At 64.8% G+C, this 12,321-nt stretch carries 10 protein-coding genes; 6 read left to right on the top strand and 4 right to left on the bottom strand.

The window, feature by feature from the left end:
- Positions 1–174: 174 nt before the first annotated feature.
- The 3 genes from dsbG to dsbD are packed head-to-tail and all read right to left on the bottom strand — an operon-like array spanning position 175 to position 3,517.
- Complete coding sequence (gene dsbG / locus V3H56_RS08680; protein ID WP_338474464.1) at positions 175–942, bottom strand: thiol:disulfide interchange protein DsbG; 768 nt, start codon at positions 940–942, stop codon at positions 175–177.
- On the bottom strand, positions 918–1,787 hold the full coding sequence (locus V3H56_RS08685; protein WP_042731908.1) for a TlpA disulfide reductase family protein: 870 nt from the start codon (positions 1,785–1,787) through the stop codon (positions 918–920). Before V3H56_RS08685 ends, dsbG begins: the two co-directional genes overlap by 25 nt.
- A complete protein-coding gene (gene dsbD / locus V3H56_RS08690; protein ID WP_338474465.1) occupies positions 1,787–3,517 on the bottom strand; it encodes a protein-disulfide reductase DsbD in 1,731 nt (576 codons plus the stop codon). Before dsbD ends, V3H56_RS08685 begins: the two co-directional genes overlap by 1 nt.
- A gap of 178 nt (positions 3,518–3,695) precedes the next feature.
- Between dsbD and V3H56_RS08695 the strand changes: the two genes are divergently transcribed.
- From V3H56_RS08695 to V3H56_RS08710, 4 genes are all read left to right on the top strand, one after another.
- A complete protein-coding gene (locus V3H56_RS08695) occupies positions 3,696–4,376 on the top strand; it encodes a response regulator (protein ID WP_042731910.1) in 681 nt (226 codons plus the stop codon).
- Positions 4,373–5,704 (top strand): ATP-binding protein, encoded by a 1,332-nt coding sequence (locus tag V3H56_RS08700; RefSeq protein WP_338474466.1) that lies wholly within the window; start codon positions 4,373–4,375, stop codon positions 5,702–5,704. The genes V3H56_RS08695 and V3H56_RS08700 overlap by 4 nt, the downstream gene beginning before the upstream one ends.
- Positions 5,705–5,809: 105 nt before the next feature.
- Positions 5,810–7,222, top strand: coding sequence for an aspartate aminotransferase family protein (locus tag V3H56_RS08705; protein WP_123578597.1), 1,413 nt, complete (start codon positions 5,810–5,812; stop codon positions 7,220–7,222).
- 84 nt (positions 7,223–7,306) lie between these two features.
- Complete coding sequence (locus V3H56_RS08710) at positions 7,307–7,534, top strand: MbtH family protein (RefSeq protein ID WP_042731913.1); 228 nt, start codon at positions 7,307–7,309, stop codon at positions 7,532–7,534.
- A gap of 186 nt (positions 7,535–7,720) precedes the next feature.
- On the opposite strand, the gene V3H56_RS08715 is transcribed toward V3H56_RS08710, so the two are convergent.
- The gene (locus V3H56_RS08715; protein WP_042732259.1) at positions 7,721–8,539 is read right to left on the bottom strand and encodes a pyruvate, water dikinase regulatory protein; all 819 of its coding nucleotides are present in this window, start codon (positions 8,537–8,539) and stop codon (positions 7,721–7,723) included.
- 179 nt (positions 8,540–8,718) lie between these two features.
- Between V3H56_RS08715 and ppsA the strand changes: the two genes are divergently transcribed.
- On the top strand, positions 8,719–11,094 hold the full coding sequence (ppsA, locus tag V3H56_RS08720) for a phosphoenolpyruvate synthase (protein ID WP_042732261.1): 2,376 nt from the start codon (positions 8,719–8,721) through the stop codon (positions 11,092–11,094).
- Between the two features lie 157 nt (positions 11,095–11,251).
- Positions 11,252–12,241, top strand: a complete 990-nt coding sequence (locus V3H56_RS08725) for an alpha/beta fold hydrolase (RefSeq protein ID WP_338474467.1) — start codon at positions 11,252–11,254, stop codon at positions 12,239–12,241.
- Positions 12,242–12,321 lie beyond the last annotated feature (80 nt).

Genomic DNA, 12,321 nt, shown 5'->3' on the forward strand with positions numbered 1-12,321 from the left:
ACAGACAGACCGCTATCGCGAGCAAGCTCGCTCCCACCATTAATGGGGGATGTTCACATAATCTGCGCCTGACAAAGATCCCTGTGGGAGCGGGCTTGCCCGCGAAGGGGCCCGCCCGGCCAGCATCACCGGCACAGACAGACCGCTATCGCGAGCAAGCCCGCCCAGTCGACATCACTTCGGCCCGAGGATCTTCACCAGTTTGTCCGGCGAAGGCGCGCCTTGCTGTTGTTGCAGTTCGCCTTTGTCGTCGAGGTAGAAAATCGCCGGGGTCGCGGTCAGTTCCAGTTCGTCCATCAACTGCTGGTTGGCGTCCATTTTCGCCTGGATGGCCGGCGGGATGTCCTTGAGGGGCTTGAGGGCGCTGCCCTTGCCGGCCTTCTCGTGGGTCTCCAGGGCTTTCTCCGGGTCCTTGGCCGCCAGCAATGCCGCGGCTTTGCCTGGGCTGTCCTCGCGGATGATCCCCACCATGATGTGGCGCAGTTGCACCTTGCCGGCCTTGACCCAGGGCCGCGCCTGCTCCCAGAACATGTTGCAGTACGGGCAGTTCGGGTCGCTGAACAGGTACACCGTGCGCGGCGCGTCCGGGTTACCGTCGGCGATCCAATGGCTGGCGGCCATCTTCGCCCACATGGCCTTGGCCATCGGCGCATACACCAGTTTTTGCAGCGGTTCCACGCTCAGGTCCTTGCCGTCGGCGTCGTACAGGTTGCCCAGCAGCACGTGCTGGCCGTCCGGCGTCAGGTACAGGGCCATGCCTCGGTTCTGGTATTGCGCCGCGTAACCGCGCAGGCCGTCCGGGGCGTCGAAGGTACCGATGATCTTCGCGCCCTTGGCTTCGATCTTCTTGATCGCCGCGGGCAGCTCTTCGGCCTGCAGCAGTGGCGCTTGCAGCAACGCGGCCGAAAAGCCCAGGGTCAGCAGGTGGCGGAGGCGGGGCATGGCGATTTCCTTGTGACAGGGTGGGGCGGCACGGGCGAACCCGGCGCTTCAAAGTTTTCCAGGGCGCGGGCCAGGCTCGCTTCCGACAGCTCGCCCAGGTGGCTGCCCAGCAGGCGACCGTCGGCGCTGTAGAACAGCGTCGTCGGCAGAGCCATGGAGCCCACGGCCTGGCCGAGGCGACCGCTGCCGTCGAACAGCACGTTGTCCAGGCTCAAGCCCTGGGTGGCGAGGTAGGTGCTCACGCTCTGCATGCTTTCGGCCTGGTTGACGAACAGGAACGTCAGGTCCGGACGCCGCTGTTGGGCTTCTTCCAGTACCGGCATTTCACGCCGGCAGGGCGGGCACCAGGTGGCCCAGAGGTTGATCACCAGAGGGCCGCCCTGATAGTCGCCGAGCTTGACGGTCTGCCCGTCGGCGCTGCGCAGGTCGATGTCCGGCAGCCGCGTGCCCTGTTCGTAGATCGTCAGCGACAGGGACGCCACCAGCCAGAACAGCAAGCCACTGCCGACGCCGAAACCCAACGGCCGGCGCAGGGCCGGGCGCCGCCGCGCCCACAGCAATGCGCCGATCAACACCGCGACGACCCCCGGCCAGGCCAGGAAACCGCCGTCGCGCAGGTCGACGATTTGCCAGGCATCGTCCTGGTAATGGTTCCAGTAGGCGACGACAAAGCCGACCCGCGCGGCCAGCAGGCCGAGCAAAAACAGCACGAACAGCACCGACTCGGGGTTCTCGCCACCGCGCTTGGCGACCCGCCAGCCCACGAAGGTCGCCAGCGCCAAGGCGCTGATCAGCAGCAGGTGGTTAAGGGCGATGGCAAAGGTGCCGAGGGTGAGCGTGAGCATCAGCGGGCATCCCGGGTGACGTTCCAGCGTTCCAGGAAGGCCTTGGCATCGACTTCCCCGGTGATCCGCTGGCTGCGGCGTTCTTCACCGTCGGCGCCGATCCACAACAGGCTCGGCGGCCCTGGCACCTGGTAGCGGCCCAGCAACGCGCGGCTGGCGGCGTTGTCAGTGGTGACGTCCAGGCGCAGCAGGCGCACGCCGTTCAAGGCGTCCTGCACGTCGGCGCGGCCGAACACCTGTTTTTCCATGATCTTGCAGGACACGCACCAGTCGGCGTAGTAGTCCAGCAGCACCCACTGGCCCTGGGCCTTGGCCTCGTCCAATTGCTGTTGCAGGGCCGCCGGCTCACTGAGCGTGACGAAGGCGTCATGGGCCTTGGCGACCGAGCCGCCCGGCGCGGTGGCGGTGTAGACCTTGAGCGGCTGGAAGAAGTCATCGCTGCCGCCCGCCGCACCGACCACCAGGACGCTGCCCCACAGGCCGAACAGCAACGAGGCGCTGCCGCAGGCATAGGCGGCGCGGCCAAAACCTTCGGTCTGGCGCCAGGCACTGTACGCGGCGATCAACAACAGCGCGCCCCACAGCCCGATCCACAGCGAGCCATCGATCACCGGGCGAATCATCAACAGGGCCGTGCCCAGGAACAAGAAGCCGAACAAGCCCTTGAGCAGGTTCATCCAGGCGCCGGGCTTGGGCAGGAAGCGATTGCCCACGGTCACCAGCAGTAACAGCGGCAGGCCAATGCCCAGGCCCATGGCAAACAGGATCAGCCCACCGTGCAGCGCATTGCCGCCCTGGGCGATGTACAACAGCGCGCCGGCCAGCGGGGCGGTCATGCACGGCCCCACCAACAGGCCGGACAGTGCGCCGAGGATGCCGGCGCCCACCAGGCTGCCACCGCGGCGCTGGCGCCCGGCGTTTTCCAAGCGGTCGCGCAGGGCGGCCGGCAACTGCAACTCGAAGAAACCGAACATCGGCAGCGCCAGCAGCACGAAGATCGTCGCGAACGTGCCCAGCAGCCACGGCTGCTGCAGCAACGCCTGGAGGTTGGCGCCCAGCAACGCGGCCAATACGCCCATGGCGGCGTACACCAGGGCCATGCTGATCACGTAGCTGCCGGCCAGCGCCAGGCCGCGCCGCGGGCCGGCGCCGCTGCCCACCACCAGGCCCGCCAGAATCGGTAGCATGGGCAGGGAGCATGGAGTGAACGCCAGCAACAGTCCTAGGCCGAAGAACACCAGCAGGCTCCAGCCCAATGCCCGTTGTTGCAGGCCGCTGGCCAGGGCCTGGTCCGGCGCCTGGTTGCCGGCGGCCACAGGTGCGGCGCCGCCCAGATCGACGATTTGCGTCTGGGGTGGGTAACACAGGCCCGCGTCGGCGCAGCCCTGGAAGCCGACCTTGACCTTGCCGGTGGCACCGGCCGGGATCTTCAGTTCCAAGGCCTGGCGATAGACCTGCTGGTCGCCGAAGAACTCGTCGCTGTGGGCTTCACCCTCCGGCAGCCTGGGTTTCTGCGCCTCGGCCAGGCCGTCGAACTTGAGCCGTTGCTGGTACAGGTAGTAGCCATCGGCGATCTGCCAGAACAGCTGCGTTTCGCCGGAATCCAGGCGTTCGGAGGTGAACACGAAGGCCTTTTCCACCGGCAGGAAATCGGGTTTGGTCTCGAAGGGATTGGCGGCCTGGGCCAGGCCCGAAATCAGCAACAGCCACAACAAAAACAATCGACGCATGGATAAAGCCTTAGAACGAAGCAAGTGGAATGCACAATGGCGGCCGGCGATTAACCGTCGATTAACCCGGCGACAACCGGGCCTCGGCCGCAATGATCGCCCAAATCGGGCGGACTCGTCGCATAATGTCGGCTTAATCGGCCGGCGGCCTAATGTACCTTTTTCCACGGGGCTTACCATGCACGTACTGGTCTGCGAAGACGATGAGTTGATCGCCAGCGGCATCGTCGCCGGCCTTACGGCCCAGGGCCTGACCGTTGAGCATGTTGCCACGGCGTCGGCGGCGCGGGCGATGGTCGGCGTGGCCGAGTTCGACGTCATGGTGCTGGACCTGGGGCTGCCCGACGAGGACGGCCTGAAGCTGCTCAAGCAACTGCGCCAGCAAGGCCTGGAGATCCCGGTGTTGATCCTCACCGCGCGGGACTCGGTGACCGATCGGGTCGATGGCTTGCAGGCCGGCGCCGATGACTACCTGCTCAAGCCTTTCGACCTGCGCGAACTCGCGGCGCGCCTGCACACCCTGTTGCGGCGCGTGGCGGGGCGCAGCGTCAACCTGATCGAACACGGCCGGTTGACGTACGATCCCAGCAGCCGGGAAACCTTGCTGGACGGCCAGCCGGTGGACTTGTCCCGGCGCGAGCAGTCGTTGTTGCAGGCCCTGCTGCACAGTCGCGGCCGGGTGTTGTCCACCGAGCAACTCAAGGACAGCGTCTACGGTTTCAACGACGAACTGGAGAGCAACGCCCTCAATGTCCATATCCATCACCTGCGGCGCAAGCTGGGCAACGGGATCGTCGAGACCGTGCGCGGGTTGGGTTATCGCCTGGGGCCTGCCGATGGCGGGGAGTCTTCCAAGTGATGAGCCTGCGATTGCGCCTGAGCCTGACCCTCGGCGCGGCCTTCGCCCTGATCTGGGCCCTGGCGGCGGCGTGGATGCTCAGCGACCTGCGCAACCAGATGATGTTTTCCCTCGACCAGCGCCTGGTGGCGTCGGCGCGGATGGTCGCCGGCCTGCTGGAGCAGTTGCCACCGTTGCCCAGCAAGGGCGACGGCACGCACTTCAGCGCCGAGCAGTTGAGCATCCCCGGGGGCATGGCCTGCCAGGTCAGTTCCTTGCGGGGGGAAATCCTGGCGCGCAGCCATGGCACCCCGGAGCAGGCCCTGGAAGCGGAGAAAATGGGTTTCCATGACCAGATGATCGACGGCGCGCCCTGGCGCAGCTTCACCCTGGCCCGAGGTGACGTGCGTATCACCACCGCCGACCGCCAGATCGAGCGCGAGGCCCTGAACATGTCGATCCTCCTGGCGGCCTCGGTGCCGGTGGGCGTGGCGCTGCTCGGCTGCCTGTGCCTGTTGTGGCTGGGTATCGGCCAGGGCCTGGCGCCGCTCAATCGCATGCGCGACGCGCTGATGCGGCGCAACGCCGATTCCCTGGAGCCGCTGCAGATCCATCCGCTGCCCAGCGAGCTGCGGCCACTGCTGGAGACCCAGAATCAGTTATTCCAGCGCATTGGCAAGACCCTCGAGCGCGAGCGGCGGCTGACTGGCGATGCCGCCCACGAACTGCGCAGCCCGTTGACGGCCATCAAGACCCACCTGCAGGTCGCGCGCATGACCGAAGGCGCCGCTCGCGACCAGTCGCTGGCCCGGGCCGAGGAGGGCGCCGACCGCCTGCATCGAACCCTGGAGCAGTTGCTGCTGTTGGCGCGGGTGGAGGGTAGCCTGTCGTTCGACGATGGCGTGCAGTGCAATGCCGAGCAGGTCGCGCGGTTGGCGATCCAGGACGCGGCCAGCCATGATTCCCGGCGGATCAAGCTGCAACTGACCCCAGGGGTGTCCGAAGCGCCGGTGCAGATGCCGGCGGTGCTCTCCATCGCCGCCGTGCGCAACCTGCTGGATAACGCCTTGCGCCACACCCCCGGCGATACCGAGGTGCAGTTGAACCTGGAAATGGTCGGCCAGCGGGTTCGCTTCCAGGTGCGCGACCATGGGCCGGGCATCGCCGCCGACGACATCCAGCACCTGACCCAACGCTTCTGGCGCAACGGCCAGAGCACGGGCTGCGGGTTGGGCCTGGCGATTGTCCAGGCCATCGTCCAGCGTTGCGGCTGCGGCCTGCATTTCGACAGCCGGACGGACGGGTTGCGAGTCGAGTTGACGGTGCCGGTGCAGTCGTTGCCGGGCTGACCCCCATACCTGGGACGAGCTTTTTCTCCACAGGCTAAATCCCGGCCTCGCTGGTGCGTTTCCACATCAGGAAACCTGCACATGTGTGCACAGCGAGGTCGAGAGATGCCAGTCGCCAACAGCCTTATCGAAGCACCACCGGCCCGGCTCAGCCCGGAGCCGGCCGAGACACTCTATCAATTCAATGAGTCGCCGCTGCTGGCCCGCCAGAACCGCCAGGAGTCCAATGCCCGCAGCTATCCCCGGCGCCTGCCCCTGGCCCTCAAGCGTGCCCGCGGCTTGCATGTCGAAGACGTCGAGGGGCGTACGTTCATCGATTGCCTGGCCGGCGCCGGCACGCTGGCGCTGGGGCACAACCATCCGGTGGTGATCGAGGCGATCCAGCAGGTGCTGGCGGATGAATTGCCCCTGCACACCCTGGACCTGACCACGCCGGTCAAGGACCGCTTCGTCCAGGACCTGTTCGGCCTGCTGCCGGCGGCGCTGGCGGCCGAGGCGAAGATCCAGTTCTGCGGCCCCACCGGCACCGACGCGGTGGAGGCCGCCCTCAAACTGGTGCGCACCGCCACCGGACGCAGCACCGTGCTGTCGTTCCAGGGCGGTTACCACGGCATGAGCCAGGGCGCGCTGAGCCTGATGGGCAGCCTGGGGCCGAAGCGACCCCTGGGTGCCTTGCTCAGCAATGGCGTGCAGTTCATGCCGTTCCCCTACGATTACCGTTGCCCGTTCGGGCTGGGCGGCGCGCAAGGCGTGAAGGCCAACCTGCATTACTTGCACAACCTGTTGAACGACCCCGAGGCCGGGGTGCAATTGCCGGCGGCGGTGATCGTCGAAGTGGTGCAAGGCGAGGGCGGGGTCATACCGGCCGACCTCGACTGGCTGCGCGGCTTGCGGCGGATCACCGAGCAGGCCGGCGTGGCGCTGATCGTCGATGAAATCCAGAGCGGCTTCGGTCGGACCGGCAAAATGTTCGCGTTCGAGCATGCCGGGATCATCCCGGACGTGGTGGTGCTGTCCAAGGCCATCGGCGGCAGCCTGCCGCTGGCGGTGGTGGTCTACCGCGACTGGCTCGACACCTGGTTGCCGGGCGCCCACGCCGGGACGTTCCGGGGTAACCAAATGGCGATGGCCGCCGGCTCGGCGGTCATGCGCTATCTGGTGGAGCATGACCTGCCGGCCCACGCGGCCGCCATGGGTGAGCGCCTGAGCGAGCACCTGCGCATTCTGCAGCGCGACTTTGCGCAATTGGGTGATATCCGCGGTCGTGGCTTGATGCTTGGCGTCGAGCTGGTTGACCCCCACGGCACGCCGGACGCCCAGGGCCATCCGCCGGTGGATGGCCGCCTGGCGCCACGGGTGCAGCGCGAGTGCCTCAAGCGCGGGCTGATCCTGGAACTGGGCGGACGCCAGGGCGGCGTGGTGCGATTCCTGCCACCGCTGATCGTCACCGCGGCCGACATCGACCGGATCGCCGACATTTTCGGGCGCGCCTTGAGCGCGGCCGTCAGCGACGCCTAATTTTCATCCGGCCCCAAACGTTCCTTTCATACCCTGGCTGCGCATGCGCCGCAGTGAACCTCGAGCAAAGATGGAGAGACACCCATGACTTCAGTATTCGACCGCGAGGACATCGTCTTTCAGGTCGTGGTCAACCACGAAGAGCAGTATTCGATCTGGCCGGACTACAAGGCCGTTCCCGAAGGCTGGCGTACCGTCGGCAAGAGCGGCTTCAAGAAGGAATGCCTGGCCTACATCGAAGAAGTCTGGACCGACATGCGCCCGTTGAGCCTGCGCAAGAAAATGGAAGAACAGGGGGCTGGGGTTCATTGAGGTAGAACCTGTGGGAGCTGCTTTCCACAGGAGGAAAGCAGGGGAATACAATCCTGCAGTCATACCAGAACCCATGTGGGAGCGAGCTTGCTCGCGATTGGGAAGTGTCAGGCAACATTCATGCGGCTGACACACCGCTATCGCGAGCAAGCTCGCTCCCACAGGTTTTGGTGCCAGGCCTCTACATCACTTGAACCGCCGCTCCACCCCTTTCTCCACCAGGATCTTCGCCGATATCTCTTCCACGGAAAAATGCGTGGAATTGATGTGCGGAATATTTTCCCGCCGGAACAGATTTTCCACTTCGCGCACCTCGAACTCGCACTGGGCATAGCTCGAATAGCGGCTGTTGGGCTTGCGCTCGTTGCGGATCGCGGTGAGGCGGTCCGGGTCGATGGTCAGGCCGAACAGCTTGTGCTGGTGGGCGCGCAGGGCGCTGGGCAGTTGCAGGCGCTCCATGTCCTCTTCGGTCAGCGGGTAGTTGGCCGCGCGGATGCCGAACTGCATCGCCATGTACAGGCACGTCGGCGTCTTACCACAACGCGACACGCCCACTAGGATCAGGTCGGCCTTGTCGTAATAATGCGTGCGGGCGCCGTCATCGTTGTCCAGCGCGAAGTTGACCGCCTCGATCCGCTCCATGTAGTTGGAGTTGTGCCCGATGGAATGGGACTTGCCGACCGAGTAGGAGGAGTGTTCGCTCAGTTCCTGCTCCAGGGGCGCCAGGAAGGTCGAAAAGATGTCGATCATGAAACCATTGGACGTTGCGAGAATCTCACGGATGTCCTGATTGACGATGGTGTCGAAGATGATCGGGCGGAAACCGTCGGTTTCGGCGGCTTTATTGATTTGCTGTACCATGGCCCGCGCTTTGTCGACGCTGTCGATGTACGGACGTGTCAGCTTGGTGAAGGTAATGTTTTCGAATTGCGCCAACAGGCTTTGACCTAAGGTTTCGGCCGTGATGCCGGTGCCGTCGGAGATAAAGAAAGCAGATCGTTTCATTTGCGCCTTGGGCCCTAGTGAGCTAGTGACGATTCTTGGATATGATAGGCGCGATTTGCCGGCCGCCAGTGGCCCGCATTCTCACTTATTTTCCAGGTCCAGGCCATATCGCCGGCAATCGCTCCCCTGGAGCCGTCGGTGCCTTGAGCTTTTCCAACACAGTTAGTGGAGAGATCACCTTGGTAGAGTACGTAGTTTCCCTCGATAAGCTCGGCGTCCATGATGTGGAGCATGTGGGGGGCAAGAACGCATCCCTGGGCGAGATGATCAGTAACCTCGCCGGTGCCGGCGTATCGGTGCCAGGTGGCTTCGCCACGACCGCTCAGGCTTATCGTGATTTCCTGGAACTGAGCGGCCTGAACAAGCAGATCCACGATGCGCTCGATGCCCTGGACGTCGATGACGTCAATGCCCTGGCCAAGACCGGCGCCCAGATCCGCCAGTGGATCATGGAAGCCGAGTTCCCCGAGCAACTGAACAGCGAGATCCGCACCGCTTTCGCCAAGCTGTCCGAAGGCAATCCCGACATCGCGGTCGCCGTACGTTCCTCGGCCACCGCCGAAGACCTGCCGGACGCGTCCTTTGCCGGCCAGCAGGAAACCTTCCTGAACATCCGTGGCGTGGAAAACGTCATCCGCGCCGCCAAGGAAGTCTTCGCCTCCCTCTTCAACGACCGTGCCATTTCCTACCGCGTGCACCAGGGCTTCGACCACAAGCTGGTCGCCCTGTCCGCGGGTGTGCAGCGCATGGTCCGTTCCGAAACCGGCACCGCCGGCGTGATGTTCACCCTCGACACCGAGTCGGGCTTCCGTGACGTGGTGTTCATCACCGGCGCCTACGGCCTGGGTGAAACCGTCGTACAAGGCGCGGTCAACCCGGACGAGTTCTACGTCCACAAAGGCACGCTGACTGCCGGCCGCCCGGCCATCCTGCGCCGCAACCTGGGCAGCAAGGCCATCAAGATGATCTACGGTGACGAAGCCAAGGCCGGTCGTTCGGTCAAGACCGTCGACGTGGACAAGGCCGAGCGCGCGCGTTTCTGCCTGACCGACGCCGAAGTCAGCGAGCTGGCCAAGCAGGCGATGATCATCGAGAAGCACTACAAGTGCCCGATGGACATCGAATGGGCCAAGGACGGTGACGACGGCAAGCTGTACATCGTGCAGGCCCGTCCGGAAACCGTGAAGAGCCGCACCCAGGCCAACGTCATGGAGCGCTACCTGCTCAAGGAAACCGGCACCGTGCTGGTGGAAGGCCGCGCCATCGGCCAGCGTATCGGCGCCGGCAAGGTGCGGATCATCAACGACGTCTCGGAGATGGACAAGGTTCAGGCCGGCGACGTCCTGGTGTCCGACATGACCGACCCGGACTGGGAACCGGTGATGAAGCGCGCCAGCGCCATCGTCACCAACCGCGGCGGGCGCACCTGCCACGCGGCGATCATCGCCCGTGAGCTGGGGATCCCGGCCGTGGTCGGTTGCGGTAACGCGACCCAACTGCTCAAGGACGGCCAGGGCGTGACCGTGTCCTGCGCCGAGGGCGATACCGGCTACATCTTCGAAGGCGAGCTGGGCTTCGACATCAAGAAAAACTCCGTGGACGCCATGCCGGAGCTGCCGTTCAAGATCATGATGAACGTCGGCAACCCGGACCGCGCCTTCGACTTCGCGCAGTTGCCGAACGCCGGCGTGGGCCTGGCCCGCCTGGAGTTCATCATCAACCGCATGATCGGCGTGCACCCCAAGGCGCTGCTGAACTACGACGGCCTGCCGCCCGAGATCAAGGACAGCGTCGACAAGCGCATCGCCGGCTACGACGATCCGGTCGGTTTCTACGTCGAGAAACTGGTAGAAGGCATCAGCACCCTGGCAGCGGCGTTCTACCCGAAAAAGGTCATCGTGCGCCTGTCGGACTTCAAGTCCAACGAATACGCGAACCTGATCGGCGGCAAGCTCTACGAGCCGGAAGAAGAAAACCCGATGCTGGGCTTCCGAGGCGCTTCGCGCTACATCAGCGAATCGTTCCGTGATTGCTTCGAGCTCGAGTGCCGCGCCCTCAAGCGTGTGCGCAACGAGATGGGCCTGACCAACGTCGAGATCATGGTGCCGTTCGTGCGTACCCTCGGTGAAGCGAGCCAGGTGGTCGACCTGCTGGCCGAGAACGGCCTGGCCCGTGGCGACAACGGCCTGCGCGTGATCATGATGTGCGAACTGCCGTCCAACGCCATCCTGGCGGAAGAATTCCTCGAGTTCTTCGACGGTTTCTCCATCGGCTCCAACGACCTGACCCAGTTGACCCTGGGCCTGGACCGCGACTCGGGGATCATTGCGCACCTGTTCGACGAGCGGAACCCGGCGGTCAAGAAGCTGCTGGCCAATGCCATCGCCGCCTGCAACAAGGCCGGCAAGTACATCGGCATCTGCGGCCAGGGCCCTTCGGACCACCCGGACCTGGCCAAGTGGCTGATGGAACAGGGCATCGAAAGCGTTTCGTTGAACCCCGACTCCGTGCTGGAAACCTGGTTCTTCCTGGCCGAGGGGCAGGGCGCGGTCTGATTGAGTGAAGGGGCCTCACCGGTGATGTAAGCCGGGTAACCTTTGTGGGAGCGAGCTTGCTCGCGATAGCGGAGTGTCAGCCAAGATTATTTTGCTGATCCACCGCCATCGCGAGCAAGCTCGCTCCCACAGTTGTCTTTTTTTGTGCAAGAGCATTATGCAAAGCAGCAGCAACCTTTTTCCTGTCGCCCTGATCAGCGCCGAGCGACGCGGTGATCTGAGCGAAGACGTCTATCGCCTCAAGCCCGGCAACAGCCCGGACTACAGCGTCGAACTGGCCGTCACCCGCCTGGGCATGGCCGACGCCGGCCAGACCCGCGGCGTTCCCGTGATCCTGTTGCACGGCAGCTTCTCCAACCGCCGCTTCTGGTATTCCCCCAAGGGTCTCGGCCTGGGGGCGTACCTGACGCGCCTGGGTTTCGATGTCTGGATTCCGGAGATGCGCGGCCATGGGCTGTCCCAGCGCAACCAGGACTACCGCAACAACCGTGTAGCCGATTACGCCCGCTACGACCTGCCCGCCATCGGTGCTTTCGTGCGCGAGCAAAGTGGGCAAGTGCCGCACTGGATCGGCCACTCCCTGGGCGGCATCACCCTGGCGGCGGCGCTGGGCGGCCATTACCTGGGCGAGCCGGCCGTGGCGTCGGCGGCGTTTTTCGGCACCCAGGTCAGCCGCACCTACTGGCCGCTGAAGATCCCGCCGGTGGAATGGAGCGGGCGTTTCATTCTCAAGCGCTTTGCTCAACTGTCCGGCTCACGGCTCAAGCGTGGTCCGGAGGACGAGCCCATCGGCCTGGCCCTGGAAAGCATGCGCTGGTATGGCCTGTTCGGGCGCTTCGGCGATGCCGAGAAGAACTGGTGGGCCGGTTTGGCCGATGTCCAGGTGCCGGTGCTGGCGGTAAGTGCCGCAGGCGATCACCAGGGCCCGACCTGGGCCTGCCGCAAGCTCTTCGAACAGATCGGCTCCGAGCACAAGCAGTTTGTCTGCCTGGGCCGGGCACAGGGGTTCAGTGAAGATTTCGGGCATGTCGAGATGCTGGTCAGCAAGGCCGCGCACACGGATGTCTGGCCGTTGGTGGCGCGCTGGCTGGAAAACCCCTGTGCACCGTTGATGGCAGAACAACCCAGTCTGGCCGAGGCGGTTTGAGGCGAAGGCCCTGACAAGAGCATTTCGCTCTGGTCGGCTTGCGGCTAAGATATGACGCTTGAAGCGGTTTCGGTCACAAA

This window comes from Pseudomonas sp. MS646 (assembly GCF_036693845.1).
Lineage (GTDB): Bacteria > Pseudomonadota > Gammaproteobacteria > Pseudomonadales > Pseudomonadaceae > Aquipseudomonas > Aquipseudomonas chlororaphis_E.

What these genes read in the sequence shown, in the direction of transcription:
- V3H56_RS08715 (WP_042732259.1), bottom strand. Translation starts at nt 8,539, where the DNA reads ATGAAACGATCTGCTTTCTTTATCTCCGACGGCACCGGCATCACGGCC.
- V3H56_RS08725 (WP_338474467.1), top strand. Translation starts at nt 11,252, where the DNA reads ATGCAAAGCAGCAGCAACCTTTTTCCTGTCGCCCTGATCAGCGCCGAG.
- V3H56_RS08695 (WP_042731910.1), top strand. Translation starts at nt 3,696, where the DNA reads ATGCACGTACTGGTCTGCGAAGACGATGAGTTGATCGCCAGCGGCATC.
- V3H56_RS08705 (WP_123578597.1), top strand. Translation starts at nt 5,810, where the DNA reads ATGCCAGTCGCCAACAGCCTTATCGAAGCACCACCGGCCCGGCTCAGC.
- dsbD (WP_338474465.1), bottom strand. Translation starts at nt 3,517, where the DNA reads ATGCGTCGATTGTTTTTGTTGTGGCTGTTGCTGATTTCGGGCCTGGCC.
- V3H56_RS08685 (WP_042731908.1), bottom strand. Translation starts at nt 1,787, where the DNA reads ATGCTCACGCTCACCCTCGGCACCTTTGCCATCGCCCTTAACCACCTG.
- dsbG (WP_338474464.1), bottom strand. Translation starts at nt 942, where the DNA reads ATGCCCCGCCTCCGCCACCTGCTGACCCTGGGCTTTTCGGCCGCGTTG.
- V3H56_RS08710 (WP_042731913.1), top strand. Translation starts at nt 7,307, where the DNA reads ATGACTTCAGTATTCGACCGCGAGGACATCGTCTTTCAGGTCGTGGTC.